Consider the following 25,875-nt stretch of genomic DNA (forward strand, 5'->3'; position numbering starts at 1 on the left):
CGTTTCCGCGGGTGGTCGCCTGCGTTGCCCCCTGCCGAAACCGCTGCGGCGACCAGACGTGACCACTCACGGCAACTCCAGGGCGGGCGGAATTGGTCCTTGTTCGGAGGGTGGAATTGGATCTCAACGGCGGACCGGTTCGCTTCTAGCGTGGCTGGCGATGGAGTCGGCCGGGTGAGGGAGTGCCATGAACGAGAAGCTGTTCAGTCCGCAGTTGGTGCGGTTGTTGGTCGCGGTGCTGGGGTCGGGGCTGAGTATGTACCTGCTGACCTCGGTGGTCCCGCTCTACCTCGCGACCAACGGCGCGAGCGGTCTGGGCGCGGGCCTGTCCACCGGCGCGATGATGCTGTCCGCGGTGGCGGTCGAACTCGCCGTACCGCGCATGCTGGCCCGCTTCGGCTATCGCGACACCCTGGCCCTTGGGCTGATCCTGCTCGGCCTACCGGCTCTGGCCCTGCCATTGTCGACGGACCTCGTTCCCGTCCTGATCGTCTGCCTGATCCGCGGCGCGGGCCTCGCGATCCTGGTGGTCGGCGCCGTCGCGTTGATCGCCGAGGTGGCGCCCGCTCATCGCCGCGGTGAGGCGCTCGGCACGTACGGTGTGGTGGTCGGCGTACCGGCCGTGGCGGCTCTGCCGCTGGGCGTGTTCCTGGTCGATCGGATCGGCTTCACTGGTGTATTCGTCCTGGCGGCGGTTACCGCGCTGGCGAGTCTGACGATGATCCCGGGCCTCCCCACCGCGAAGGCCTCCGCCGGGGACCAGCACACGAACGTACTGAAGGGCCTTCGCGGCAGCGGATTGCCGAGGCCGGCGCTGGTGTTCGCGGCCGTGACGGTGGCTGCGGGTGTCGGCGTCACCTTCGTACCGCTAGCGGTTGCCGATGGCAATCATTCGGTGGTCGCCGCCGCCTTGCTGATCCAGGCCGCTGCCGCGCCCGTGGCCCGTTGGCTCGCAGGCCGGTACGGCGACCGGCACGGGGCAAACCGCCTGCTGCTGCCGTCGGTACTTCTCGCCACACTGGGCGCGGGATCCCTGGTGTTCATGTCGAACACCGCCGTGCTGTTCGTCGGCATGCTGCTGTTCGGACTCGGCTTCGGCGCCGCCCAGAACGTGACGCTCTCGATCATGTACGACCGCGTCCCGGTCCACCGCTACGGCCAGGTCAGCGCCCTGTGGAACCTCGCGTACGACGCCGGCTGGGGCGTCGGCGCCATCGCCTTCGGCCTGGTGGTCGCCGGCACCGGCTATCCCGTCGCCTTCGCCCTGACCACCCTCGTCCTCGCGATCGCCCTGGCCTTCTGCGTCAGAGTGCCCGCAGGTCCGGTTGGCCATTCTGGAGGCGGCGACCAAGTGCTCGGCCACCTAATGAATCCTACCGATGACTGTTTGGCTAGCTAGCGGAGAGACGCAGGGTTCGACCTGGGTCGTAAATACCGGCGGCGGGCTAGGGCTGCGGGAGGCGTTGGGGGGCCGACGCGATGATGGTAGGCATCCGGGATTGCTGACCGACCCAATCAGCCAAGTCGCCGTCGATGTAGCGGATGACCGTGAGAGTGTCCTCGTGCAGCGCGGCTAGCGGTTGGTTCCAGATGCGCTCGTGGTGGGCCAGTCGGTTGCGGAACTCGTTCAGACGGACTACCGGACGTTCGATGGTGGACCGGTCACGGTTTGGACTGTTGGGAAAGCCGCCGGCTATGGCGGGCCAGAGTGTGGTGTTGTATCTCCGAGCGAGCAGAAAACGCCAGAATCCAAAGCTCAGCTCGGCGATGACCTGCCCGTCGCTGACTGGCTTGCCTTTGCTTTGCACGCGGCCGCGAGCCTTCGCGATGTCGGCGGCCCCTTTCTGGTCCAGCTGACCTGCGAGCGCGTCAAGCCACGAGCCCTGGAGTCCACGTCGGCGATGGCGCTGGGCGAGTTGGCCGGCAACCCGGTTTCGAAAGATGACCTCAAGGTGGCCGAGGGTTTCCCACATAGCCGCAGAGGCTTCGGTATTCCACTGGTAGAAGGCCAGCGCCTTATCCTTATCGCCGTCGCAGTGGTCGAGGTACCCCTGAAAGCGGGGCGTGCCGAAGTGCCTGCCGGCGGCGCTCGCGATACGCCTTTGTAGGTCCTGGTTATGGTTCACGAGCGCTCACCTCCAAAGTGGCTATGTGTTAGTGTGGTATCCGAAGACCCCGGAACGGTCCCTGGTAGCTCCTTCGTGAGCAGGCCAAACCGCCGGGGTTTTGACTTTCAGGAACGGCAGTGTCGCTCAGATGCACTTGTTCCGCGTGATGCTCAGGCCTGGACGATTCGGGTGATCGCTTCGAGCTTCTGCTCGGCGGTCATTGCCACCTTCGCACCCTCAACGTGGCTACTGAGGACAGCTTTCACGTTCTTGCCGGGGTTAACGATGGCATCGATCACCTGCGCCCTGGGGCCGCCATCGCGGTCGTACACCCAGACGGTGTCTTCCTTACGGGGATTGATGACCTGTTCCCCGTCGAGCGCATTAAGTGGGAAGTAACCCAGGCCGGTGTCACGCAGGTTCTCCGCGATTTCGTTCAGGACCCACCGGCCTAGTTTGCGGTAGCCGAGCTCCTCTCTGAGCTCGCCAAGTGTGGCCTGAACCAGGCCGCCCTCAGCGCGGCAGCGTTCGGCGACGGTGTTCGCACCGACCTCAGCAGTCGTCATGTTGCCCCCTCTCTATGCACGATGCAAGCCCTCCCTGCAACATCACATACTCTACCAAGGCTGATATCATCTGTCAACGACGCCGCATATTATATTTGGTTTCTCGTCAATATGATTTCGCCCTGGGTGCGCGGGGGTGCTCCTGGCCGCCAGTGCGCCGGCGCCGTAGAGGGAACTCCGGAGATCGTTGTGGCAGCCTCGTTCCTGCGTGAACGTGCTGGGATTGCCACTGTCGAAACTTCTGTGTCCAACGGGCGCGTCCCTCGGGTAAGTAGAACGAGACACATGCGCGGAGGGATAACGGGCCACTCGCGGTCAGGAGTGGGGGCCGCTCAAGCGACGGGGTCAGAGTTTGCGGAGGCGGACCCATTTGACGGCGTGGTCGGCGCCTTTACGGAGGACCAGGGTGGCGCGCGAACGGGTGGGCAGGATGTTCTCCTGCAGGTTCGGGCCGTTGATGCCGTCCCAGAGTGACTCGGCCTTGGCGATGGCCTCTTCGCGGGACAACTCGCCATACCGGCGGAAGTAGGACTCGGGGTCGCGGAAGGCCGTTTCCCAGAGTTTCAGGAAGCGGTGCACGTACCAACTGCGGATGTCGTCCGCGGCGGCGTCGACGTACACCGAGAAGTCGAAGAAGTCGCTGACCGCCAGCCCACTCTTGCCGTCGCCCCGGCGCGGAGCGGGCTGGAGCACGTTGAGGCCTTCGAGCAGCAGGATGTCGGGCTGCTCGACGGTGGTGCGTACGTCCGGCAGGCGGTCGTAGTGCAGGTGCGAGTAGACCGGCGCCTCGGCGTTGTCGATACCCGACTTGACCTCGACGACAAAGCGCAACAGCGCCTTGCGGTCGTACGACTCGGGGAAGCCCTTGCGCTGCAGTAGGCCGCGCCGTTCGAGTTCGGCGTTCGGCCAGAGGAAGCCGTCGGTGGTGACCAGGGCGACGCGAGGGTGCTCGGGCCAACGGGCCAGCAGTTCGCGCAGCAGTCGGGCGGTGGTGGACTTGCCGACGGCAACGGATCCACCGATACCGATCACGAACGGCGTCCGGGTGGCGGCGGGTTTGCCGAGAAAGGCCTCGGTGTCCGCGTGCAGGGCCCGGGCGTGCCGGACGTACAGCGAGAGGATCCTCGACAACGGCAGATAGACCTCGCGGACCTCGTCGATGTCGATCTCGTCACCGAGGCCACGGAGCCGCTCGATCTCCTCGGGCGTCAGCGGTGACTCGGTGGTCTCCGCCAGCGCGGCCCAGGCGGCGCGATCCAGCTCGGTGTAGGGAGTCACCTCCCGGGGCGGCTGCAGCATGACCCCATTCTTCCCACACATCGCCCCCGAGCGCGCCGAGACCGACGTCACGTACCAGGCGTTAGTGTGGCCGACATGTGCGGAATCGTCGGATATGTCGGCGCGAAGTCGGCGCTGGAAGTGGTACTGGAAGGCCTGCGGCGGCTGGAGTACCGCGGCTACGACTCCGCGGGTGTGGCGGTTGTCACAGCAGGGCCCGACACGGCCCACGGCCTGATCATCGCGAAGAAGGCCGGAAAGATCGCGAATCTGGACAAGGAACTGGCGGCTCGTCCGCTGCCGCCGTCCACTACCGGCATCGGGCACACCCGCTGGGCCACCCACGGCCCGCCCAACGATCGCAACGCGCATCCGCACTCGAACAACGCCGGCCGGGTCGCGGTCGTGCACAACGGCATCATCGAGAACTTCGCGCTGCTGCGGGCCGAGCTCGAGGCCCGCGGCAACGAGCTGAGCTCCGATACCGACACCGAGGTGGTCGCGCACCTGCTGGGCGAGCTGCTGCCCGAGGCGGACGGTGATCTGGCCGAGGCGATGCGCCGGGTCTGCCGCCGGCTGGAAGGCGCGTTCACACTGGTCGCGGTGCACGCCGACGCGCCGGACGTGGTGGTCGGCGCTCGCCGGAACTCCCCATTGGTGGTCGGCGTCGGCGAAGGCGAGAACTTTCTCGCCTCGGACGTGTCCGCCTTCATCACGCACACCCGCGACGCCATCGAGCTCGGCCAGGACCAGGTCGTCGAGCTGCGCCGCGAAGGTGTCACGGTCACGAACTTCGACGGAACGCCGGCCGAGACCACGCCGTTCCACGTCGACTGGGACATCTCCGCCGCCGAGAAGGGCGGATACGACTACTTCATGCTCAAGGAGATCGCCGAGCAGCCGAAGGCGATCGCGGACACCCTGCTCGGCCGGTTCACGCCCGAGGGGCGGCTGCACCTGGACGAGATGCGGCTGTCCGACGACGACCTGCGCGAGGTCGACAAGATCATCATCATCGCCTGCGGTACGTCGTTCCACGTCGGGCTGATCGCCAAGTACGCGATCGAGCACTGGACCCGGATCCCGTGCGAGGTGGAACTGGCCAGCGAGTTCCGTTATCGCGACCCGATCGTGGACCGGTCCACGATGGTGATCGCGATCAGCCAGTCCGGCGAGACCATGGACACCCTGATGGCCTTGCGGCACGCCCGCGAGCAAAAGGCCAAGGTGCTGGCGATCTGCAACACCAACGGTTCGACCATTCCGCGCGAGTCCGACGCGGTGCTCTACACCTACGCCGGTCCGGAGATCGCCGTCGCGTCGACCAAGGCCTTCCTCACTCAGATCGTCGCGACGTACGTGATCGCGCTCTACCTGGCCCAGGTACGCGGCATCAAGTACGGCGACGAGATCACCGCCATTCTCGCGGACCTGGAGAAGACCCCCGCGGCCGTCGCGAAGGTGCTCGAGTCGGTCGAACCGGTGCGGCAGCTCGCGCGAGAGCTCAAGGACGCCAAGTCGGTGCTGTTCATCGGCCGGCACGTCGGTTATCCCGTTGCCCTGGAAGGCGCGCTGAAGCTGAAGGAACTCGCCTACATGCACGCCGAGGGCTTCGCCGCCGGTGAGCTGAAGCACGGCCCGATCGCGTTGATCGAGGAAGGCCTGCCCGTTTTTGTCGTCGTACCGCCCAAGGGCCGCGACGTACTGCACGACAAGATGGTCAGCAACATCCAGGAGATCCGGGCCCGCGGGGCGCGCACGATCGTGCTGGTCGAGGAGGGCGATCACTCCGTCGACCCGTATGCCGATCACGTGATCCGCCTGCCGAAGGTGCCAACCCTGCTGCAGCCGCTGGTCGCGACCGTGCCGCTGCAGGTGTTCTCCTGCGAGATGGCGACGGCCAAGGGCCACGACGTGGACCAGCCCCGCAACCTGGCGAAGTCGGTCACGGTCGAGTGATAGTCGGCGTGGGCATCGACGTGGTGGACGTGGCCCGATTCATGGAGACGCTGGAACGTACGCCCGGGCTTCGGACGCGGGTGTTCACCCCCGCCGAGGCATGCAAACCGCCCGCTTCACTGGCCGCGCGGTTCGCCGCCAAGGAGGCGCTGGCGAAGGCCCTCGGCGCTCCGGGCGGTATGCACTGGCACGACTGCGAGGTGCGCAGCGACGACGACGGCCGGCCCTGGCTGGAGATCACCGGTACGGTCGCCGATCAGGCCGCGCGCCTCGGCGTACAGAGCATGCACCTGTCGCTGAGCCACGACGCGGGTATCGCCTCCGCGGTCGTCGTACTGGAGGGATGAGAATGCGCCGCGCCCACTCCGTCGAACAGGTCCGCGCCGCCGAAGCCACCTTGCTGGCGCAACTGCCCGGCGGCACGTTGATGCAGCGCGCGGCGTACGGCCTGTCCGTTGCCATCGGCAACCTTATCGGTTTTGTGTACGGCGCTCGCGTGGTGCTGCTGGTCGGCTCGGGGGACAACGGCGGAGACGCCTTGTATGCGGGCGTTCTCCTGGCCCGGCGCGGTGCCTCGGTCACCGCCGTACTGCTGTCCGACAGGGCCCACGCCGAAGGCCTCGCCGCCCTGCGTCGCGCGGGTGGCCGGATCGGCGCGGCCGAGGACATTCCGGGCGCGGATGTGGTGGTGGACGGCATCGTCGGGATCGGCGGTCGTCCCGGGCTCAAGCCGGAGGCCCTCGCTCTCGTGCAGCTGGCGGCGCGGCATGGCGTGCCGATGGTGGCTGTCGATGTGCCTTCCGGGGTGGACGTCGATACGGGCGAAACCCCTGAGCCGCATGTGCGGGCGGATCTGACGGTCACGTTCGGGACGCACAAGGTCTGCCATCTGGTTGATCCCGCGGCGGCCGCTTGTGGCACGGTCCACCTCGTCGACATCGGGCTGGATCTTCCGCCGGCTACCGCGGAGGCGTTCCAGGCGGAGGATGTGCGCTCGCTTTACCCGGTTCCGGATGGGGAATCCGACAAGTACTCGCGCGGGGTGCTCGGGTTGATGGCCGGCTCGGCGCAATACCCGGGCGCCGCGGTGATCGCGACCTCGGGCGCCTTGGGTGGACCCGTCGGCATGATCCGGTACGTCGGGCCGGATTCGGTGGCGGCGGAGATCCGCGCGGTACATCCCGAGATGGTCCATGGTGAAGGCCGGGTTCAGGCCTGGGCGGTCGGTTCCGGTCTGGGCCAAGCGCTGGACAAGCAGGCTGTCGCGCGGTTGCTGGCTGGGCCGGAACCGGTCGTGGTTGATGCGGATGGCCTGACGGCGATCGACGGGCCGGTCGCGGCTCCGGCGTTGCTCACGCCGCATGCGGGTGAACTCGCCCGGCTGCTCGACGTACCGAGAGCCGAGGTGGAAGCCCGGGGGTTGGAGCACGCGCGTATGGCGGCGGAGCGGTTCCAGGCGACGGTTTTGCTGAAGGGGTCCACGACGGTCATCGCGGCACCGGATGGGCGGGTCCGGGTCAATACCAACGCCAGTGCCTGGCTCGCGACGGCCGGGTCAGGCGACGTACTCGCCGGCCTCTGCGGCTCCCTGCTCGCCTCCGGGTTGTCCCCGTTCGACGCCGGAGCCGTCGGCGCCTACCTCCACGCCGCTGCCGCCCACCTAGCCGCGGACGGCGCCCCTTTAACCGCCATGACCCTAGCCACCCACCTCCCCGCCGCCACCCGCCACACCCTCACCCCCTAACCGCCACCCACGCCAAGCCACCTCCGCCCCACCCTCACCCACGCCTCGCCACGTCCCACCGCGCCTCCTCGTCCGGCGGCACCTATCGCCGCCATGCCTCGGCCAGGCCGCCTCCCACTGCCGAGGCCTCCCACTGCCGAGGCCTCCCGCGTCTCGCCGGGACGGGCTTTCCGATTCCGACCGTCGGCGGTCGGAACGGGGGGTGGACCCGTCAGATTTCGCACGTCCACCCCCCATTCCGACGGCCGACGGTCGGAATCCGGGCGCCTCGGCGGGACTGTCAATTTTTCGGTGTAACTGGTTGGTTGGGTTTCTAGTTCTTGGTGGCGGACAGGCGTCCGTCGAAGGTGATGTCGAAGGCGTTGAGTGCTGCTTTCCAGCGGTTGGTCCAGCGTTTGCGGCCTTTGCCGGTGGGGTCGAGGCTCATGATGGCCAGGTAGACGCACTTGAGGGCGGCTTGGTCGTTGGGGAAGTGACCGCGGGCGTTCACGGCTCTGCGGATGCGGGCGTTGATGGACTCGATCGCGTTGGTGGTGCAGATGATCGTGCGGATCTCGGTGTCGAAGGCCAGGAACGGCACGAACTCGGCCCAGGCGTTGGTCCACAGCCGCACGATCGCCGGGTAGCGGGCTTCCCACTTGTCGCTGAAGTCGGCGAATAGGTCGAGTGCGGCCTGCTCGGTCGGTGCGGTGTAAATGGGTTTGAGGTCTTTGGCGATCGTGGCCCAGTCCTTGCGGGAGGCGTAGCGGAAGCTGTTGCGCAGCAGGTGCACGATGCAGGTCTGCACGATCGCCGGTGGCCACACGGTCGTGACCGCATCCGGCAGACCTTTAAGGCCGTCACACACCACGATGCACACATCGTTCACGCCGCGGTTCTTGATCTCGGTCAGCACCCGCAGCCAGTACTTCGCGCCTTCACCGTCGCCGTGCTCGCCGGCCCACAAGCCGAGGATGTCGCGGGTTCCGTCGACGGTGACCGCGAGCGCGATATAGATCGGCCGGTTCGCGACCTGCCCGTCGCGGATCTTCACGTTGATGCAGTCGATGAACACCACCGGATACACCCGGTCCAGCGGCCGGTTCTGCCATTCGGCCATTCCGTCCATGACCCGGTCGGTGATCGTGGAGATCGTCTGCTTCGACACCTGCGTCCCATAGATCTCGGCCAGATGCGCGCAGATCTCACCATGGGTCAACCCTTTGGCCGACAACGAGATCACCAGATCATCGATCCCCGACAACCTGCGCTGCCGCTTGGCCACGAGCTTGGGCTCGAACGAACCGTCCCTGTCCCGCGGCACCGCGATCTCCACCGGCCCGGCCTCGGTCAGCACCGTCTTCGAGCGCTTACCGTTGCGCGAGTTCGAGCCATTACGCCCAGCCGGATCATGCTTGGCATACCCCAAATGGTCATCCAACTCGCCCTCGAGCGCCGCCTCGGTCACCAACTTGGTCAACCGCCCCAGCAACCCACCTTCGCCGGTCAACTGCAAACCCTCGGCCCGCGCCCGCTCGGTCAACCCACGAATCAACTGCTCATCCACCACACCCGGCGCAGCAGATCCCATCGGTGTCACATCAGTCACAGAGGTCTCCTCAGTCCTCAGGAGTTACACCGAAATTCTTACAGTCCCGCCTCGGCCAAGGGGCCGGGCTGAGCTGCCTCGGCCGAGGGGGCGGGCTGAGGCGTCCGCGGCTGCCGGGCGGGAGCTAGGACAGGGTCCAGCGTTGGTTGGCGGCGTCGTGTTGGGTCCAGGTGATGACCTCGGCGCCGTCGGCGGTTGAGGCCCAGCTGACGTCGAGTGCGCGGGTGGTCGCCTTGCAGGTGACGCGGTAGGTGCCGGCGCGATCCGGATCGAGATACCAGCGTTGGTCGTCGCGTCCCGCCCAGGCCGTCTGCGACACCGGTTGGCCGGCGCAGGTCAAAGCGAGTCGGCTGGCCTCGTTCGTGATCCGGTACGAGCCGTCGGTCTGCCGCGCGAGCGCCCACCGTTGGGTGGGACTTTGGCTCGGCGTGCGCTGGAGTACGGAGTCGAGCGCCTTGCCGCTGTGCAACGCGGTCAGTCGATAGGTGCCGTCAGCAACGATCGGCGCGTCCGTGAGCACCGGTACGCCGTTGCGCCAGGCAACTTCGGTGACGTGCAGACCGCGACCACCCGAGGTGAGCGCGTGGAAGGCGAGGTGGTCGCCGATGACGTCCTGGCCGCCGGGATTGCGGATCGAACCAGGCCAAGTGGTGTTGTCGATCACCGTGCCCTGCTTGGCGAACGGTGCGGTCAGGCTGGTACCGACGGCGTACTTGACATGGTAGTTCGCGTCCCACGCATCGGCCGAGTAGAACAGTACGAACCGCCCGTCGCGGCGCACGATGATCGGGGCGTCGAGCACGGTCCGTTCGTCACCACCCGCGTCGGCGGTCAGCAGTTTGTGCCGTTCGCCGATCCAGTTGATGCCGTTCGCCGCGGTCTCGTGGATCCAGACCGACGCGGGCCGGCCGACGGAGTTCGCGTCGTCCTTGTAAACGAGATAGCGCCGGCCGTCGACGACGAGACTGGCCGGATCGATGTTGCCGTGGTCGAACGCGTTGCAGATCAGCGGTTCCACGCCCACCGGCGTGAACGGGCCCGTCGGCGTGCCGGCCGTCGCGGCGCCGATGCACTGGAGCCCGCTGGTGTGCCGGGCCGTGTAGTACATCAGGTAAACGCCGTCAGCCCGTTGCGAGACATCTGGCGCCCACACCCGATACGTGCCGCTGCCTGGGTCGAACGCGACCCACCCAGGCAGCCGCGGCAAAGCGTCCACGCCGTCGGTGGTCCACGGCCCGGTGATACTCGAGGCCTGGGCGATCGGGATGTTCACCAGCCGGCCGTCGTACGACGCGTTGGTGGAATAGGCGTAGTACGTCGTACCAGCCTGCAGGAGATCCGCATCGGGGAAGTCCCGGCTGATCAACGGCTGCGGCGCCTCGGTAGCCGCGGCCTCGGGGCTCTCTGCCGCGGCGGTTTCTGCGTTGGCGGGGGTGGTCAGGGCGGTAAGGGTGGCGAGCGTGAGCAGGGCGGCGGTGAACAGGCGGAGCGGCATCGGCGGCACCTCGACCTCAGCGGTTTCAGGGGGAGGCGGCGAGCCTAGATACGGGCGCCAGCCGGCGCAATGGCCTTCGATCCAGGTGGAAACCCTCAGGCTGTACGGCGGTGGGGTCAGGGCTTGCCGGTGAGTTCGAGGCCGGAGCCGCCCGCGCCGCGGAGGGTCAGCTGGGAGCCGTCGATGGTGAAGGTGACCGTGCCCTTGAGCACCTTGACCATGGCCTGTTCGAGCTTGGCGGCGTCACCGGCGCAGGCTCGGCGGGTCAGCCCGATGGGACCTACCTGCAGGTTGTTGCCGTTGACGGTCGCGGGCCCGGTCAGCGAGTTACACCCGGTCGAACCGGTCACCTTGCCGTCGGCGAACTCGAGGTACGCCTTCTCCATCCCGGCCTGATGCGAAACCGAGTCGCCCTGGATCAGGCTGTTCAGAGTCCAGCGCGTGCCGTCGAGGGGCAGGGTCGGCTCGGTCGCGTCGGTCAGTACGAGCGTGGTGGTCGCCGACGTCACCGTCAGCCGGTCGCCCTCGACCTGCCAGCTGGGCTTGGCACGAAGAACCTTGTGAAGCCATTCGTCCTGGGCATGGCGAGCCGCGTCGCAGCCCATCTCGGTGGTGGCGAGATCTTCGACCGTGAGCGTTCCGCCCGAGGTGGTAACCGGCGACTGCATCGAGTTGCAGCCCGCGTCCGCGATCAACCGGCCGTCGGCGGTGAACTGCAGCCGCACCTTGGTCCGCGGTGCCAGCGCCCTCGGTTTGCCGTTCTCGGTGATCGAGGTGGAGAGAAAGGTCCGGTCCCGCAGGCGGTCATCCGTACTGCCGCCACCCGGACTCGTCTCGTTGCCGCAGCCGGCCGCCGCGAGGGCAAGACCGGCGATCAGGAACACCACGCTGCGCATCTTCACAACGATAAGACGCCAACCAACCACGCCCGGTTGTCCCCCCACCGCCTCGGGTTCTTCCCTCCTCGGGTCGCCCGGCCGCGTCCGGTCGCCGTATTCCGACCGTCGACCGTCGGAACGGGGGGTGGACCCGTCAGATTTCCCACGTCCACCCCCTATTCCGACCGCCGACGGTCGGAATAGGCGACGGCCCGGAACGGCGGCTCAGCGCCGAGGGGGCGGGGCGGGTGGTTGGCGTTAGTCGCGGAGGTGGGGGTGAAGGAGTTCGGCGGCGCGGTCGGTGTCGGCTTGGCTGGTGGACAGGTGGAAGGAGAGGCGCAGGCGGCCGGCGCGGACGGCTCCGACGATGCGGGCCGCCTTCAGGAGTTCCGGTACCTCGGGATCCGCTACCGCCGACACGATGGCCGAGTTGGACGGACGCAGACCACACGCCGTACGGAATCGCGCGGCCAGACCAGTCGAATGCGCATGCAGGGTCTCCGCCCCGATGTCACGAAGCAGCTCCAGCGCCGGCGCCGCCGCGATCCACGAGTGCCACGCGGGGGAGAGGTCGAGCCGTCGTGCGTCCGGGGCCAGTCGCAGCGGGCTGCCGTAGATGCTGTCCCACGGGTCCTGCCCGGCGTACCAGTTGGCGTTTGCCGGGATGATCTGGTCGAGCAGATCGGCCCGGACGCTGAAGTACGCCGTGCCGCGAGGCGAGAGCAGCCACTTGTAGCCACTGGCCACGGTGAACGCGTACTGCGAGGCGTCGACCGGTAACCAGCCGGCGGCCTGGGTGAGGTCCACGAGCATCTCGGTGCCAGTAGCGGCGCAGGCGGTCCGGAGTACGTCCAGGTCGGTGACGTAGCCGTTGGACGACTGGACCGCCGACACCGCGACCAACGTGGTGCCTGGCCGTACCTCGTCCGCGAGGCGCTCCAGCGGGACCTCCCGCACCTTGATGCCACGCCCGGCCTGCGCGAGGAACGGGAAGAGCAGGCTGGTGAACTCGCCTTCGCCGATCAGCACCTCGGCACCGTCCGGCAGCCACCCCGCGATCAAACCGACGTACGGCGAGGCCTGGCTGCCGGTCGCCACCAGGTTCGGGTCGAGCCCGCACAGTTCGGCGTACGCCCGGCGCGCGCGGTTGACCGAGGCGTCGTACTTCGGCGGGTACGCCGTACCGCTGCGCCACTCGTACAGGGCGTCCTGCAGTTCGTGCCAGGCGTGCCGCGGCGGCAGGCCCAGCGTGGCGGTGTTCAGGTAGATCAGGTCCGAGTCGAACAGGGCGCGGGCTTCTTCCAGCCGGGTCGTTTGCTCAGGCGTCATGTAGTCCAGCCTGACCGCCGACCGGCTGGCGGAAAAGGCCGAACTGCTGAGCCCAACCCAAAGCTCTGCTTTGATAAGCCGGTGGACCCACGCCGGTTGCTCATCTTCCGTACGGTGGCCCGGCTCGGCTCGCTCTCAGCCGCCGCGGCCGACCTGGGCTGGACCCAACCGGCCGTCGGTCAGCACATGCAGCGGCTGGAACGCGAGCTGGGCCTGCCGTTGATGCTGCGCTCGGTGCGCGGAATCACCCTCACTCCAGCCGGTACGGCGTTGCTGGCGCACGCCGACGCGATGGCCGCCAGACTTACCGCGGCCGAGGAGGAACTTCGCGAACTGGCCACGCTGCAAGCCGGTTCGCTCCGGATCGCGGCGTTTCCCTCCGCCTGCGCGGTGCTGGTGCCGCCGCTGCTGCGTGAATTGGCCGATCGCGCGCCGCAACTCGACGTACGACTGACCGAGGTGGAACCGCCCGAGGCGCGGGCGCTCGTGCTGGCAGGTGATGCCGATGTGGCTCTCACGTTCGACTACGGGCCTGCGCCGGAGTCGGCGGAGCTGATAGCGGTCCAGCTGTTCTCCGATGAGCTGCGGGCGGTGGTCGCCGCGGACCACCCGTTGGCCGCGCGCAAGCGGGTAGCACTGACCGATCTGGCGGCGGAACGCTGGGTGGCGGGTTGTCCCAGGTGCGAGACCCATCTGCTGCAGCTGAGCGAGCAGGCCGGATTCGGCCCGGATATCCGGCATCGCAGCGACGACTACGTGGTGGTGCAACGCCTTGTCGCCGCGGGCCTTGCTGTCGCGCTGCTGTCCGATCTCGCCTTGGAGGCCGCGCCGACGGCCGGTGTGGTCGCCATTCCCATTCGCCCCCGGCCGGGTCGACGCGTTGAGGTGCTGTTCCGGCCGGAGCTGGCCGGCAGCGCCGCGGTCACCACGGCCCTGGACGTGCTGCATCGGCAATCGGCGGACCGCTGAACCCATGAGAGGCTCGGGTGTGGCTTATCCCGAGTTGGTGATCTTCGATAACGACGGCGTACTGGTGGATTCGGAGCGGCTGGCCAATACGATCCTGGCCGAGTTGCTCACCGATGCCGGACTGCCCTACACCTTCGAGGAGGCGGTCCGGGATTTCATGGGCGGCAGCATGGTCTCGATGCGGACGAAGGCCGAGGCACGACTTGGTTCGGCGCTGCCCGCGGATCTCGAGGATCGGTATCACCAGCGGCTCTTCGACGGCTTCGCCACCTTGCAGGCCGTGCCCGGGGTCGAGGCCGTTCTGGATGCGCTCGACGCCGCCGGTACGCCGTACTGCGTCGCCTCATCCGGAACGCACCAGCGGATCCGGACGGCTCTGACCGCGGTTGGCTTCTGGTCCCGGTTCGAGGGGCGCGTTTTCAGCGCGGAGGACGTCGCGCACGGCAAGCCCGCGCCGGACCTGTTCCTGCACGCGGCGGCCGCGCTGGACACCAAGCCGGACCGGTGTGCCGTGATCGAGGACAGCCCGCTCGGGGTGGCGGCGGCCAACGCGGCGGGCATGACCGTCTTCGGCTACGCGGCGATGACCCCGCCGGACCGCCTGGCCTCCGCCGACGCGACGTTCCACGAAATGGCCGCCCTGCCAACGCTGCTCGACCGCTCCTGAGACACTTGAGGAGCTATGAACTCCTCGAACCACCCGGCGCTGCGCGCGGAGGCGGTGGTCGACCTCGGTGCGATCCGGCACAACGTGGCGACCCTGCGGGCCGTGGCCGCCGGTGCCCAGTTGATGACCGTGGTGAAGGCCGATGCCTATGGCCACGGTCTGCTGCCGGTCGCCCGGGCGGCGCGCGAGGCCGGGGCGGACTGGATCGGGGCCGCGGTGATCGAGGAGGCCCTCGCGCTGCGTGCCGGTGGTGATACCGGCCGTATCTTCTGCTGGCTGACCGCGCCCGGTGAGGACCTGACCGCCGCGGTTGCCGCTGGCATCGACCTGTCGGCGTCCGCGCCCTGGGGTATCGACGAGCTCGGCGCGGCCGCCCGTACGACAGGGACCATCGCGCGGGTCCACCTCAAGATCGACACCGGGATGGGCCGAGCCGGCGCCACTCCGGAGGATTGGCCCGAGCTGGTCCGGGTGGCCCAGGCCGCCGAGGCCGCCGGACTGATCGAGATCGCGGGCATCTGGTCGCACCTCGCGATGGCCGACGACCCGAAGAACCGGGTGAACGACCAGCAGCTGGAGATCTTCCAGGCGGCGGTGGATGACGCCGGGGCGCTGGGAGTGCGTCCGCCGTTCCGGCACATCGCGAACTCCGGTGGAACGCTCCGCCTGCCCGCGAGCCACTTCGACCTCGTGCGGCCCGGCCTCGCGACGTACGGGCTGTCGCCGTTCGGCCGCGCCATCACCTCCGCCGAGCTGGGACTGCGCCCCGCGATGACCTTGCGTGCACGGCTTTCGGTCGTGAAACGCGTTCCAGCGGGTACCGGAATCTCCTATGGGCATACCTACGTCACGCCGGTGCCGACCACGATCGGCCTGTTGCCGCTCGGGTACGGCGACGGGGTACCGCGGCATGCGTCGGGCACCGGTCCGGTCTGGGTGGCGGGGGAGCGCCGCAGCATCGTCGGCCGGGTCTGCATGGACCAGAGCCTCATCGATCTCGGCGACGACCCCGTGCAGCCGGGCGAGGACGTCGTGCTGTTCGGCCCCGGCGATCGCGGCGAACCGACCGTCGACGACTGGGCCGACGCCGCCCAGACCATCAACTACGAGATCGTCACGCGTCTCGGCGCCCGTGTGCCCCGGACGTACGTTGAGCTGGACCGGACCGGAGGGGCAACCGGCTGATGGCAAATGTTGGACGCACCGCCGGCCTGATCGGGGCGGCGGTCGGGGTACTCGCGGCCGGAGCCGCCGCGGGTGTGGCCGTTGAGCGCGCGGTGATCGGGCGGCGGTCGGGCCAGCGGGCCCAGCTCGAGGCCGAGCCGTTCGGATCCCTGCGCGGTGACGCCCGGGTGTTCACCGCCGACGACGGCGTCGAGCTGTACGTCGAGGTGGACGCGCTCAAACGGTCGCGTCGGCAGCCGCCGGAGCCGGCCAAGCGCAGGCTGATGCGCAAGCCGGTCGAGCAGCCCGAGGACCTGACGCTGATCTTCGTACACGGCTACGGGCTGAACATGGACTGCTGGCACTTCGAGCGCCGGGACCTGGCCGGTATCGGCAAGATGGTGTTCTACGACCAGCGCTCGCACGGGCGGTCCGGCCGGTCCCCGCAGGAGAACGTCAGCATCGACCAGCTCGGCCGCGACCTGTTCGGCATCTTCGAGGAGTTCGCGCCGAGCGGCCCGGTGATCCTGATCGGCCACTCGATGGGCGGTATGTCGATCATGGCCCTGGCCGAGCAGCATCCCGAACTGTTCGGTGATCGCGTCATCGGCGTCGGCCTGTGCTCCACCAGCGCGGGCGGGCTGGACGAGACCTCGATCATCTTCCCGGGCTGGCCCGGCCGGTTGGCCCGCCGGTTCGCCACCCCGACCGTCGCGGCGCTGGCCCGCATTCCCGATGTGGTCGAGCGCAGCCGGAAGGCCGGTACCGACATCAGCTACATCCTGACCCGGAAGTACTCCTTCGGCTCCGAGGTACCGCCCGCCTTCACCGAGTTCGTGAACGAGATGATCGCGGCCACGCCGATCTCGGTGATCGCGGACTTCTATCCGATCTTTGCCCTGCACAACAAGTACGCAGCGCTCGAGCCCTTGCAGAAGGTGGAGTGCGTGGTGATCGGCGGCGACAACGATCACCTGACGCCCTTCGCGCATTCGGAGGAGATCGTGCGGCACGTGCCGGGCGCCGAACTCGTCGAGGTGAAGAACTGCGGTCACCTCGGCCTGATCGAGCACCACCGAGAGTTCACCGCGGCCCTGCTCGGCATGATCGAGCGGGCCGAACAATCCCTGGGACCGACATGACCGACCTGCACGTGGTGGACGCCACCGCGGCCCATACCGACCAGCTCGTGACCGTGATCCACCACGCGTTCGCGAACCGCCGGACCTTGAACCCGCCCTCGACCGCGCTGTCGGAAACGGCCGCCTCGGTCGGCGCCGCCATCGCGTCGTACGGCGGTCTGCTCGCCACGATCGACGGCGTACCGGCCGGGGGCATGCTGTTCGACCAGGACGGCGACGTGCTCGGCCTGCGCCGGGTCTCGGTCGATCCGCGCTTCCAGGGCAGGGGCGTCGCGTCCGCCCTGGTCGGCTGCGCGGAGGACGTCGCCCGTCGCCGCGGCCTGCGCCGGGTGCGGTTGTCGGCCCGAACGGAATTGCCCGAGACGATCGAGTTCTGGCGGCGCCGGGGCTATTCCGTGGTCGAGCAGCGCGAGGTCGACGTGGTGTTCGCTAAGGCGATGCCGCTGGAGCTGACCGTGCCGACGGCCGAGGAGATGCGCGAGATCGGTAGTTCGCTCGCCGGGCAGTTGCGGGCGGGCGATGTGCTGGTGCTGTCGGGTGATCTCGGCGCGGGTAAAACCACGTTCACGCAGGGACTCGGCGCCGGACTCAAGGTGCGCGGCAGCATCACCTCGCCGACGTTTGTGATCTCCCGGGTGCATCCGTCGCTGGCGGGTGGTCCCGCGCTGGTGCACGTGGACGCGTATCGCGTGGGTGGTGTGGCCGAGCTGGACGATCTCGACCTGGACGCGAGTCTGGACGAGGCCGTCACGGTGGTGGAATGGGGGCACGGCCTGGCCGAAACCCTCGCGCCGGACCGCCTCGACATCGTGCTGACCCGCGGCGATGACGACACGGACGAGACCCGCGAACTGCGGATCACCCCGGTCGGACCGCGCTGGGCCGGGGCCGGACTCAATGAACTCGTCGTCGTCGGACAGGGCTGAATCTCCTTATGTTGCTAGCTTTTGACACCTCCAGCGCGGCCGTCACGGTCGCCCTCGCCTCGCCCTCCGGCGAATTGCTGGCCTCGTCGTCTTCGGTCGACGCCTTGCGGCACGGGGAGCTGCTCGCGCCTGCGATCGCCGACGCCCTGGCAAAGGCCCGATGCGGGCCGCGGGATTTGACCCGCATTGCAGTCGGTACGGGTCCCGGGCCGTTCACCGGCCTGCGAGTGGGACTTGTGACGGCTCGGACGATGGCAGACGTGCTTGGCATCGAACTGGTCGGCGTGTGCAGTCTCGACATCATTGCCCGGGGTTCGACGGTTGACGGGCCGGTGGCGGTAGCGACGGACGCTAGGCGCAAGGAGATCTACTGGGCCCTGTACGACGCTCCTGCGGCTGACGGCAGTCGCAGGCGGCTCGAGGGGCCTGCCGTGGATAAGCCGGGCAACGTCGCGCATGTACTGGCCGGGCTGCCTGTAATCGGCCGAGGCGTCACGTTGTACTCCGAGTCCTTGCAGGTGGGGGCTTTGCTGGATGCCGCCGAATTCCCGTCTGCGGAGATGCTGGCTCGTGGGGTGGTCGACGGCACTCTGCCGGTTGGAGCCGCCGACCCGCTGTACCTGCGCCGCCCCGACGTCACCATGTCGAGCGGCCCAAAGAGCGTGCTGTGACGCCGGTGTCTCCCTTGGCCTTCCGTCGAATGAGCGCTAGTGCGTCGCGCGGTTGGCGTTTGCGGGTGCTGCTCTGATGCGGCCGGCTGTCCGTCCGGCGGTGTGGGACGACTTGGATGCCGTGGTGGCGTTGGACTCCGAGTGCTTCGGTACGGCGGCCTGGAGCCGGGCGTCCTGGGTGGACGAGTTCGACCGGGTCGGCGTGGATCGGCTGGTGCTGGTGGCCGACGAAGGCGCCGTCGTCGGGTACGTCGTACTGCTGGTGCCGCCGGTTGCCGAGGACCCGGTCGATTTGACCCGGATCGCGGTCGCGCCGGCGGAGCGCCGTACCGGCATCGGGGCGCAGTTGACCACCGCCGCGCTGGCCGCCGTACCGGGCCGGACCGTACTGCTGGAAGTTGCTGAAGGCAATGATCACGCCCGGCGCCTGTACGCGGTGCAGGGCTTTGTCGAGATCAGCCGGCGGCGCGGGTATTACCCCGGGCCGCAGGACGCGTTGATCCTTTCTCTGGAACCGAAGGCTGGAAGATGACGAAGACGCAGGAACCGCTGATCCTCGGGATCGAGACGTCGTGTGACGAAACCGGTGTGGGCATCGTGCGCGGCCAGACCCTGCTCGCCGACGCGGTGGCGTCGAGTGTGGAGGAACACGCCCGCTTCGGTGGCGTCGTACCCGAGGTGGCGAGCCGCGCGCACCTCGAGGCGATGGTGCCGACGATCCGCCGGGCCTGTGAGACGGCCGGGGTGAAACCGAGCGACCTGGACGCGATCGCCGTGACGAGCGGGCCGGGTCTGGCCGGCGCGCTGCTGGTCGGCGTGGCCGCCGCCAAGGGCCTGGCGCTTTCGCTCGACAAGCCCTTGTACGGCGTGAATCACCTCGCGGCGCACGTCGCGGTGGACACCTTGGAGCACGGCGACATTCCCAAGGGCTGCGTGGCGATGCTGGTCTCCGGCGGGCATTCGTCCCTGCTGGCGGTCGAGGACATCACCGTCGGGGTGGAACCGATGGGCGCCACCATCGACGACGCCGCGGGGGAGGCCTTCGACAAGGTGGCGCGCGTGCTCGGGCTGCCGTTCCCCGGTGGTCCATATGTCGACAAGGCGGCAAAGGAGGGCGACCGGCTGTACGTACGGTTCCCGCGTGGGCTCACCAGCACGAAGGACCTCGAGCGGCACCGGTTCGACTTCTCCTTCTCCGGTTTGAAGACCTCGGTGGCTCGTTGGGTCGAGGCCCGTCGGCGCGACGGTGAGGATGTGCCCGTGCATCACGTGGCGGCGGCCTTCCAGGAAGCGGTGTGCGACGTACTGACCCGCAAGGCGATCGACGCGTGTAAGGACCGGGGATACGAGCACCTGCTGATCGGTGGCGGTGTCGCGGCCAATTCGCGGCTGCGCGCAATGGCGGTCGAACGGTGCACGGAGGCCGGTATCGCTGTCCGCGTGCCGCGCCCGGGTCTGTGCACTGACAACGGTGCGATGGTCGCGGCTCTCGGTTCGGAACTGGTCCGCGCGGGGGTGGCGCCGTCGCCGCTCGGGTTGCCGGCCGATTCGTCGATGCCGATCACCGAGGTGCTCAACAAGTGACGATCCTGGCCAGCTTGGAGTCGCCGGCTGCCACGGCTGGGACTTATGTGGTGGACGATGATGCCGCGCGGCTCGATCTGGACGTGATCCACGGTTTCCTGCGTACGGCGTACTGGTCGCCGGGCGTACCGCGCGAGGTGGTCGAACGCGCCATCGCCAACAGTCTCTGCTTCGGTCTCTACGCGCCGGATTCCCGCCAGGTCGGCTTCGCCCGGCTCGTCACGGACCGGGCCACCTTCGCCTGGCTGGCGGACGTCTTCGTACTCGACTCCGAACGTGGCCGTGGCCTCGGGCGGTTCCTCGTCTCGACCACGTTGAACCACCCGGACGTGGCCGCCGTACGCCGCATCATGCTGGCTACGGCGGATGCGCACGACTTGTACCGCTCGTACGGCTTCTCCGACCTGGAGGTACCCAGCCGTTACCTGGCCGTCGTACGGTCGCCCGCCGAGCTCTACGGAAAGGCCGGCGAGTGAAATCGCTGTGCTGGCACACCCTGTGAGCGCTGAGGCCTCCGTGGCGTCCGGGCGACCCCGCATCGATCTGGTGGCCGCGCCGGCGAACGCGTCGGACCTGATCCTCTTCGCGCACGGTGGTGTCGTCGATTCGACGGACGATCCGCACGCGTGGCGACCGCCGATCCTGCGGATGTGGCCGTTCGCCGCGGCCGCCCGGCAGGCCGACCCCTCCGCGCTGGTAGGCCTGATGCGCTATCGCTACCGCGGCTGGAACGGAACCGCCGCGCATCCCGCCGCCGACCTGCGCACCGTGCTCGATCGCCTGCCCGACCGCATCACCCGCGTCCTGCTCATCGGCCACTCCATGGGCGGCCGCGCGGTTGTTGCCCTCGGCAATCACCCCAAGGTGTACGGCGTGCTGGCCCTGGCCCCATGGCTCCCAGCCGGCGAACCATCGGTATGGACGTCGCCCAGCGAGTCGGCGCGGACCCCGTCCGGCAGCGAATTCACCGGGGCCCCGATTGTGTTCGCCCACGGCGACCAGGACCGCATCACCGATCCGGACCTGACCGCCGCCTACGCGAATCGCCTGCGCCGCGCGGGCATCCCGGGTGGCTTGCTCAGCGTCGAGGGCGAATCCCACGCCATGCTCAACCGCGCCGCCGACTGGTCCGAGCTGGTCCGCCGATTCGTCCAGCACACCCTCGGCCCCGGCGATCCATTCCTCGCGGACACCCTGACCACCGAGTTGTCCGGCCCCACGCCGCTGCCCCGCTGGAACCGCCCCGGCGCCACCCCCGCCGGCGTCCTGCAAACCGCCCGCGCCCGCCTATCCCAACGCATCACCGCCCACCTCTAACACGCCACCGCCCACCTCTAACACGCCACCGCCCACCTCTAACACGCCACCGCCCAACCCGGCCACACCGGCCCGCCTTGGGGAGCCGGTGAACGCCTCCGTGCATGGGAACCTCCGCCCCGGCCAAGTGACAACTCCAGTCGTCAGTGGTCCCGTCCTGGCGGGGAACCGGTCTCCTGGCAGGGGGATCGGTGTCCTAGCCGGGGTTATTACCTCTGCTCGGAAACGGTTTGGGGTGCTCGGCTCCCACAAGGTGTCTCCGCTGCACCACAACCGCTAACCGCTGGCGGCCGGCTGGGATCGCCGGGGCATGGCCCTTGGGCGACCGGCGCCGAGGCCGAACTTCCGACTCAGGACACTAGCTACCGCCGCTGATTGGGACGCGATTGGCCGGTGCTGTAGCGCGGGGAAGAGCGCGACAGACGAACTGAAAACCTGCGACCGGACTACACCGCTCGGTCAACAGGAAACGGCCAGCGGCCGACCGGTTCGGTAAGAAGCCAACCAGTGCCACGTGAACGCCCGACAACACCACCATGACACCTTCAGGAACCGTGCCACCCCGCCTGTCCAGCGACCGCCGGCCGCCAGGTGAGCGACAGGGTGGGGGCGTTGAGGTGGTTGGGGTGCACCGAGGGGCAATGCGGGTGGTCGGGTCGGGCTGGAGCGGTATCGCTGCAACCTGCGATGTTGCCGGGGACTGTCAGAGCCGGTGCCGGTGGCGGAGCAGGCGGCATCTTGCCCGGGGTCTGTGCCAGTACTCGTTCGGCCATCGCAAGTCGCAGCCGCACCTAGACTCCAGCGCCGGCCCGACCACCCGCTCCACTCGAAAGTCTGGTCAAGGGATGCGGGTCTCGCGGGCTGCGAGCGCATAATCGGCCGCGATTGCCAAGGCCGCGATCGGCGGTCCGAAGCCGGGGAAACACACCCAGCCGAGCCGCTCCAGACCGCACACCCCAGGGCGACTCGGACCGCGGGGCCATCGTTGGGGGCGCTTGGGCCCAGCCCACCACCGGGCTCGGCGGCAACCCCACCGTCGAGTCCACTGCGCGAACGCCTGACCGCGATCGCGTTGCAGTGCCTGGGCCGTAGGCGGTGGATGGGCTGGGCAGCGCGCGGGCGGACACGGCCTTGGGCGCCACCAGGACCGTGTCCGCCGGCGCCTCGACGGCCGGGCGCACGAGCGGCTGCGCTGTTCCGGCCGAGGCGGGCGGAGGTATTAGTGGCGAGTGACCGCCCGGTCGCGGCAACGGACGCAGCACCTCGCCCATCGGCTGGTCGGACGGCCACTCGCTCATGACTCGAACATACATTCGAATAGAGTCGAAAGTCAACTGGGACGGCTTGCTGTTGAGCTTGGCGCGCCCGCTCGAGCAAATGACCTGGGTGAGGTCAGTGGCGGCACGTCCGCGCCCTTCGCTGGGTCATCGGGGATCGGCTGCAGGTCAGCATGCCTGTCACCACCGACAAAACGGATCGTCGCGAGTTGCCCGGTGCCGAGCGACCGCGCCGTAGCGCCTGGCCACGCGAAGCGCCGCCTGACCTCACCAGGTCGAGCGCGCCACTGGCCACGCGACCAGTGGCCCACGCGGCGGCAGACTCAACGGGAGGCGCTAGGGGAGGCGGTGGCAGGTGTAGGCGACGGCGTCTCGGCCTATGCGGGTGATGATGAGGGTGGCGGAGGCCGGACCCTTGGGGGTCAGTTTGCGGCGGAGCTGGGCTGGATCCACGTCGATGCCGCGCTTTTTGATCTCCAGCGTGCCGATTCCCTCGGCCCGGATCCACGCGCGCAGGGCCTTCTCCTTGTACGGGACCTCACCCAGGACTTCGTACGTGGAAGCCAGTGGCGTCGGGGCGTACGTATCGCCCGTCACGTAGGCGATCCGCGGATCCAGTAAGTGGCCACCAACTGCTTCGGCGACGGCGGTGACGAGGCCTGCCCGGATCACCGCGCCGTCCGGCTCGTAGATGTACCGCCCGACCGGGCCTACCTCCGCCTCCGGAGCCTCCGTCACCGTCACGACACCACTGGACAGGCCCAAGAGGGTGGCTCGGCGCGGAACGCCCGAGGACAGTCGACCCGACCAGAGGGCGGCTTCCTTGACCTCGCCCGCGTCACTCACCCACTCGGCCTCGACGCCTTCGGGAACCGCCTCGTGCGGGATACCCGGCGCGAGCTTCACGCAGGCCGTGCCTTCGAGCAGGGCCGTCACGAACGACCAAGGCGGCGAATACGCGTTCGGGTCGAACAGGCGTCGCCCTTCGGATCGGCGGGCCGGATCGGCGAAGACCGCGTCGTACGGCGTGAGGTCGGTCGCCTCCACCTCGCCGGTGATGACCGTGCCAGGCAGGCCGAGAGTGGTGAGGTTGGCCCGGGCGGCTTCGGCGGTGGCCTCGTCGCGTTCGACTCCGGTGACGAGCAGGCCCGCGCGGGCCATCGCGATCAAGTCGCCGCCGATGCCGCAGCCGAGGTCGACGACGCTTGCGCCGGGTAGTGCCGAGGCGAGCCGCTGAGCGCGGTGGACGCCCACGGTCGTACGGGTGGCCTGTTCGAGGCCGTCGGGCGTGAAGTACATCCGGGCGGCGTCGGCCGGCCCGAACTTGGCGGCGGCCCGATGGCGCAGCGACGCCTGCGTTACCGCGGCGGTCACCAGGGTGGCGTCGTACCGCTTGCGCAGCTTGGCGACGAGGGCCAGCTCTGAACCCGGCGAGAAGAGCGCGCAGGCCTCGGAAAGCACCTCGGCGCCGGGTGGCGCCTGCAGCGACAGGATCGACTCGGGGTTCACCCCGTCAGTCTGCCTGCCCTGCCGGCACCACCCAGCGCCGGTGTCACCCAGCCTCGACGCCCGCGGGCGCCGGGGCTGGATCAGCGAACCTTGTAGCAGAGCTCGCTGTACCGCTTGGTGTTCACGTTGTAGAGGCGCCACTGCATGGACTTGCGCGTGATCGGACCGTAGATACCGGTCTGCGGCGCGCCCCCGTGCCTCTGGACCGCCTTGACCTTGTCGCGCGTCAGCGGCCCGTAGATGCCGTCCTCGACGATGTCGCCGTCGTCGTAGCAATAGGCGATGGTCTTCTGCAGCCAGAGCACGGCGCCGTTGCGGTCGCCCAGTTCCAGGTAGCAGTTGAACGACGACGAGCCCTTGGGGGCGTCGTAGCCGGGCGTGTTCAGGAACCATCCGTTGCCGAGGTTCGTGGACTTCAGCTTGGTGCAGTTCGGCGTGGCCGCGGTGGGCGTGGCCGCGTTGGCGGGTGTGGCCACGGTGAGCGCGGTGCCGAGAGCGGCGAGCGCGAGAGCGGTGGCGCCGGCCTTACGTGTGATCCCCATGATGATGGTTCCTCCCCAAGTAGATGGCAGTACGACCTCTACGACGTCAGCGAGCGCCCAGAGGTTGGAACCCGGCCCGAAATCAGAACGGGCTGTAACACTTCTGGCTCCAGGTCTTGCTGTACGAGTTGTAGAGGCGCCAGTTCATTCCGGCGAGCGTGCGCGGGCCGTAAACGCCGTCGACGGTCAGGCCGTGGCGCCGCTGGGCCTCCTTCACGGCGGCGAACGTGCGCGCGCCGTACTTGCCGTCGATCGTCAGGCCGGCCCGGTAGCAGTAGTTGAGGTTGCGCTGCAGCGCCTTGATCGCGCCGGCCGGGTCACCGAACGGCGTGGAGGGGTCGCGCTGCGGGAGATCCCCGAGCTTGAGGTTGCAGTTGGTCTGGTTGTTGGTCTCCCACTGCACGGGAATGTGCCCGTACCAGTTGTTGGCCGTGTGCTTGAAGGCGGCCAGCCCGCATTGCTCGAGCGCGGCCTCGGCCTTCGGGCTGGGTGCCGCCGTGGCGGCGGTGCCGGTCGCGGCGAGCGCGGTGACGGCCAGTACGACGGTCGCGCAGGCGGAAGTGAGTCGGACGAACATGGTGGTCTCCCGAGGATGAACGGCCCGGTGGTCGGGTCTTTGGTTGTCAGACGCCGCCCGGGTACCACTTGGTTGTTGCGAATCGCGGCGAGTTTCTTGGCACTCGAGTTGACCGAGTGCTAATCGCGGCCTAGATTCGGTGTTGGCACTCTCTACCCGAGGGTGCCAGCGACCAGCTGTCTCCGACCCCCGCGACGGCGGTGACGACGGTCTAACCAAGACATAAAAGCCACACATAGAACTCGACCGTGGAGGTCAGCAAGTGTCGGTCACGATCAAGCCGCTCGAGGACCGTATCCTCGTTGCGCCGCTCGAAGCCGAGCAGACCACGAAGTCCGGCCTGGTGATCCCGGACACCGCCAAGGAGAAGCCGCAGGAGGGCGAGGTCCTCGCCATCGGTCCGGGTCGCATCGACGACAACGGCAACCGGGTTCCCCTGGACGTCGCCGTCGGCGACAAGGTCATCTACTCCAAGTACGGCGGCACCGAGGTCAAGTACGACGGCCAGGACTACCTGATCCTGGGCGCCCGCGACATCCTCGCCATCGTCTCCAAGTGACGATCCGCAGTTCCTGACTGACACCG

General features: G+C 68.4%; 25 protein-coding genes. 15 read left to right on the forward strand and 10 right to left on the reverse strand.

The genetic code is table 11. From position 1 onward, the window contains the following. The first annotated feature begins 187 nt into the window (after positions 1–187). Complete coding sequence (locus tag ACFFGN_RS32335; protein ID WP_380055726.1) at positions 188–1,399, forward strand: MFS transporter; 1,212 nt, start codon at positions 188–190, stop codon at positions 1,397–1,399. A gap of 46 nt (positions 1,400–1,445) precedes the next feature. Here ACFFGN_RS32335 and ACFFGN_RS32340 read toward each other — a convergent pair whose 3' ends face one another. The 3 genes from ACFFGN_RS32340 to coaA all read right to left on the reverse strand — a co-directional run bounded on the left by ACFFGN_RS32340 (position 1,446) and on the right by coaA (position 3,973). Beyond that, on the reverse strand, positions 1,446–2,126 hold the full coding sequence (locus tag ACFFGN_RS32340; RefSeq protein WP_380055728.1) for a hypothetical protein: 681 nt from the start codon (positions 2,124–2,126) through the stop codon (positions 1,446–1,448). 152 nt (positions 2,127–2,278) lie between these two features. Next, positions 2,279–2,674, reverse strand: a complete 396-nt coding sequence (locus ACFFGN_RS32345) for a hypothetical protein (protein WP_380055731.1) — start codon at positions 2,672–2,674, stop codon at positions 2,279–2,281. Positions 2,675–3,019: 345 nt separating this feature from the next. Next, on the reverse strand, positions 3,020–3,973 hold the full coding sequence (gene coaA, locus ACFFGN_RS32350) for a type I pantothenate kinase (RefSeq protein ID WP_380055734.1): 954 nt from the start codon (positions 3,971–3,973) through the stop codon (positions 3,020–3,022). A 75-nt stretch (positions 3,974–4,048) separates the two neighbouring features. Here coaA and glmS point away from each other — a divergent pair, with 75 nt between their 5' ends. Genes glmS through ACFFGN_RS32365 form a run of 3 tightly spaced genes read left to right on the forward strand, consistent with a single transcriptional unit; the run spans position 4,049 to position 7,655 of the window. After that, positions 4,049–5,911 carry a glutamine--fructose-6-phosphate transaminase (isomerizing) gene (gene glmS, locus ACFFGN_RS32355; RefSeq protein ID WP_380055736.1) on the forward strand — a complete coding sequence of 621 codons (1,863 nt, stop codon included), beginning with the start codon at positions 4,049–4,051 and terminating at the stop codon, positions 5,909–5,911. Then, positions 5,908–6,258: a holo-ACP synthase gene (locus tag ACFFGN_RS32360; protein WP_380055738.1), complete on the forward strand. Its 351-nt coding sequence runs from the start codon at positions 5,908–5,910 to the stop codon at positions 6,256–6,258. The genes glmS and ACFFGN_RS32360 overlap by 4 nt, the downstream gene beginning before the upstream one ends. Beyond that, the gene (locus ACFFGN_RS32365) at positions 6,255–7,655 is read left to right on the forward strand and encodes an NAD(P)H-hydrate dehydratase (protein ID WP_380055741.1); all 1,401 of its coding nucleotides are present in this window, start codon (positions 6,255–6,257) and stop codon (positions 7,653–7,655) included. Before ACFFGN_RS32360 ends, ACFFGN_RS32365 begins: the two co-directional genes overlap by 4 nt. 313 nt (positions 7,656–7,968) lie before the next feature. Here ACFFGN_RS32365 and ACFFGN_RS32370 read toward each other — a convergent pair whose 3' ends face one another. The 4 genes from ACFFGN_RS32370 to ACFFGN_RS32385 all read right to left on the reverse strand — a co-directional run bounded on the left by ACFFGN_RS32370 (position 7,969) and on the right by ACFFGN_RS32385 (position 12,945). Next, entirely contained in the window at positions 7,969–9,225 is a 1,257-nt protein-coding gene (locus ACFFGN_RS32370) for an IS256 family transposase (protein ID WP_380056128.1), read from the reverse strand. A 142-nt stretch (positions 9,226–9,367) separates the two neighbouring features. Then, positions 9,368–10,738, reverse strand: a complete 1,371-nt coding sequence (locus ACFFGN_RS32375) for a family 43 glycosylhydrolase (RefSeq protein ID WP_380055744.1) — start codon at positions 10,736–10,738, stop codon at positions 9,368–9,370. A gap of 116 nt (positions 10,739–10,854) precedes the next feature. After that, on the reverse strand, positions 10,855–11,634 hold the full coding sequence (locus tag ACFFGN_RS32380) for an META domain-containing protein (protein ID WP_380055747.1): 780 nt from the start codon (positions 11,632–11,634) through the stop codon (positions 10,855–10,857). Between the two features lie 240 nt (positions 11,635–11,874). Then, positions 11,875–12,945: an aminotransferase class V-fold PLP-dependent enzyme gene (locus ACFFGN_RS32385; RefSeq protein ID WP_380055749.1), complete on the reverse strand. Its 1,071-nt coding sequence runs from the start codon at positions 12,943–12,945 to the stop codon at positions 11,875–11,877. Between the two features lie 81 nt (positions 12,946–13,026). On the opposite strand from ACFFGN_RS32385, the gene ACFFGN_RS32390 reads away from it, so the two are divergent. From ACFFGN_RS32390 to ACFFGN_RS32435, 10 genes are all read left to right on the forward strand, one after another. Next, positions 13,027–13,914 (forward strand): LysR family transcriptional regulator, encoded by an 888-nt coding sequence (locus tag ACFFGN_RS32390; protein ID WP_380055752.1) that lies wholly within the window; start codon positions 13,027–13,029, stop codon positions 13,912–13,914. Positions 13,915–13,933: 19 nt separating this feature from the next. Further along, entirely contained in the window at positions 13,934–14,581 is a 648-nt protein-coding gene (locus ACFFGN_RS32395; protein WP_380055755.1) for an HAD family hydrolase, read from the forward strand. 15 nt (positions 14,582–14,596) lie between these two features. Continuing rightward, positions 14,597–15,766, forward strand: coding sequence for an alanine racemase (gene alr, locus ACFFGN_RS32400; protein WP_380055759.1), 1,170 nt, complete (start codon positions 14,597–14,599; stop codon positions 15,764–15,766). Continuing rightward, positions 15,766–16,887: an alpha/beta fold hydrolase gene (locus ACFFGN_RS32405; RefSeq protein WP_380055762.1), complete on the forward strand. Its 1,122-nt coding sequence runs from the start codon at positions 15,766–15,768 to the stop codon at positions 16,885–16,887. Before alr ends, ACFFGN_RS32405 begins: the two co-directional genes overlap by 1 nt. Beyond that, on the forward strand, positions 16,884–17,813 hold the full coding sequence (gene tsaE / locus ACFFGN_RS32410) for a tRNA (adenosine(37)-N6)-threonylcarbamoyltransferase complex ATPase subunit type 1 TsaE (RefSeq protein WP_380055764.1): 930 nt from the start codon (positions 16,884–16,886) through the stop codon (positions 17,811–17,813). Before ACFFGN_RS32405 ends, tsaE begins: the two co-directional genes overlap by 4 nt. 8 nt (positions 17,814–17,821) lie before the next feature. Next, complete coding sequence (tsaB, locus tag ACFFGN_RS32415; RefSeq protein ID WP_380055768.1) at positions 17,822–18,484, forward strand: tRNA (adenosine(37)-N6)-threonylcarbamoyltransferase complex dimerization subunit type 1 TsaB; 663 nt, start codon at positions 17,822–17,824, stop codon at positions 18,482–18,484. Between the two features lie 124 nt (positions 18,485–18,608). Next, positions 18,609–19,016: a GNAT family N-acetyltransferase gene (locus tag ACFFGN_RS32420; RefSeq protein ID WP_380055771.1), complete on the forward strand. Its 408-nt coding sequence runs from the start codon at positions 18,609–18,611 to the stop codon at positions 19,014–19,016. Further along, entirely contained in the window at positions 19,013–20,068 is a 1,056-nt protein-coding gene (tsaD, locus tag ACFFGN_RS32425) for a tRNA (adenosine(37)-N6)-threonylcarbamoyltransferase complex transferase subunit TsaD (protein WP_380055774.1), read from the forward strand. Before ACFFGN_RS32420 ends, tsaD begins: the two co-directional genes overlap by 4 nt. Then, entirely contained in the window at positions 20,065–20,544 is a 480-nt protein-coding gene (locus tag ACFFGN_RS32430) for a GNAT family N-acetyltransferase (protein ID WP_380055777.1), read from the forward strand. Before tsaD ends, ACFFGN_RS32430 begins: the two co-directional genes overlap by 4 nt. 70 nt (positions 20,545–20,614) lie before the next feature. After that, positions 20,615–21,385, forward strand: a complete 771-nt coding sequence (locus ACFFGN_RS32435; protein WP_380055780.1) for an alpha/beta hydrolase family protein — start codon at positions 20,615–20,617, stop codon at positions 21,383–21,385. Between the two features lie 1,613 nt (positions 21,386–22,998). Here ACFFGN_RS32435 and ACFFGN_RS32440 read toward each other — a convergent pair. The 3 genes from ACFFGN_RS32440 to ACFFGN_RS32450 all read right to left on the reverse strand — a co-directional run bounded on the left by ACFFGN_RS32440 (position 22,999) and on the right by ACFFGN_RS32450 (position 25,290). Beyond that, positions 22,999–24,171, reverse strand: a complete 1,173-nt coding sequence (locus ACFFGN_RS32440) for a class I SAM-dependent methyltransferase (RefSeq protein ID WP_380055783.1) — start codon at positions 24,169–24,171, stop codon at positions 22,999–23,001. Between the two features lie 80 nt (positions 24,172–24,251). After that, positions 24,252–24,713 (reverse strand): peptidoglycan-binding domain-containing protein, encoded by a 462-nt coding sequence (locus ACFFGN_RS32445; protein WP_380055786.1) that lies wholly within the window; start codon positions 24,711–24,713, stop codon positions 24,252–24,254. Positions 24,714–24,795: 82 nt separating this feature from the next. Further along, the gene (locus ACFFGN_RS32450) at positions 24,796–25,290 is read right to left on the reverse strand and encodes a peptidoglycan-binding domain-containing protein (RefSeq protein ID WP_380055789.1); all 495 of its coding nucleotides are present in this window, start codon (positions 25,288–25,290) and stop codon (positions 24,796–24,798) included. A gap of 262 nt (positions 25,291–25,552) precedes the next feature. Here ACFFGN_RS32450 and groES point away from each other — a divergent pair, with 262 nt between their 5' ends. Further along, positions 25,553–25,849 carry a co-chaperone GroES gene (groES, locus tag ACFFGN_RS32455; protein WP_328990976.1) on the forward strand — a complete coding sequence of 99 codons (297 nt, stop codon included), beginning with the start codon at positions 25,553–25,555 and terminating at the stop codon, positions 25,847–25,849. The last annotated feature ends 26 nt before the right edge of the window (positions 25,850–25,875 follow it).

Origin of the sequence: Kribbella deserti (assembly GCF_042434725.1) — a bacterium.
In the GTDB taxonomy this organism is placed as follows: domain Bacteria; phylum Actinomycetota; class Actinomycetes; order Propionibacteriales; family Kribbellaceae; genus Kribbella; species Kribbella deserti.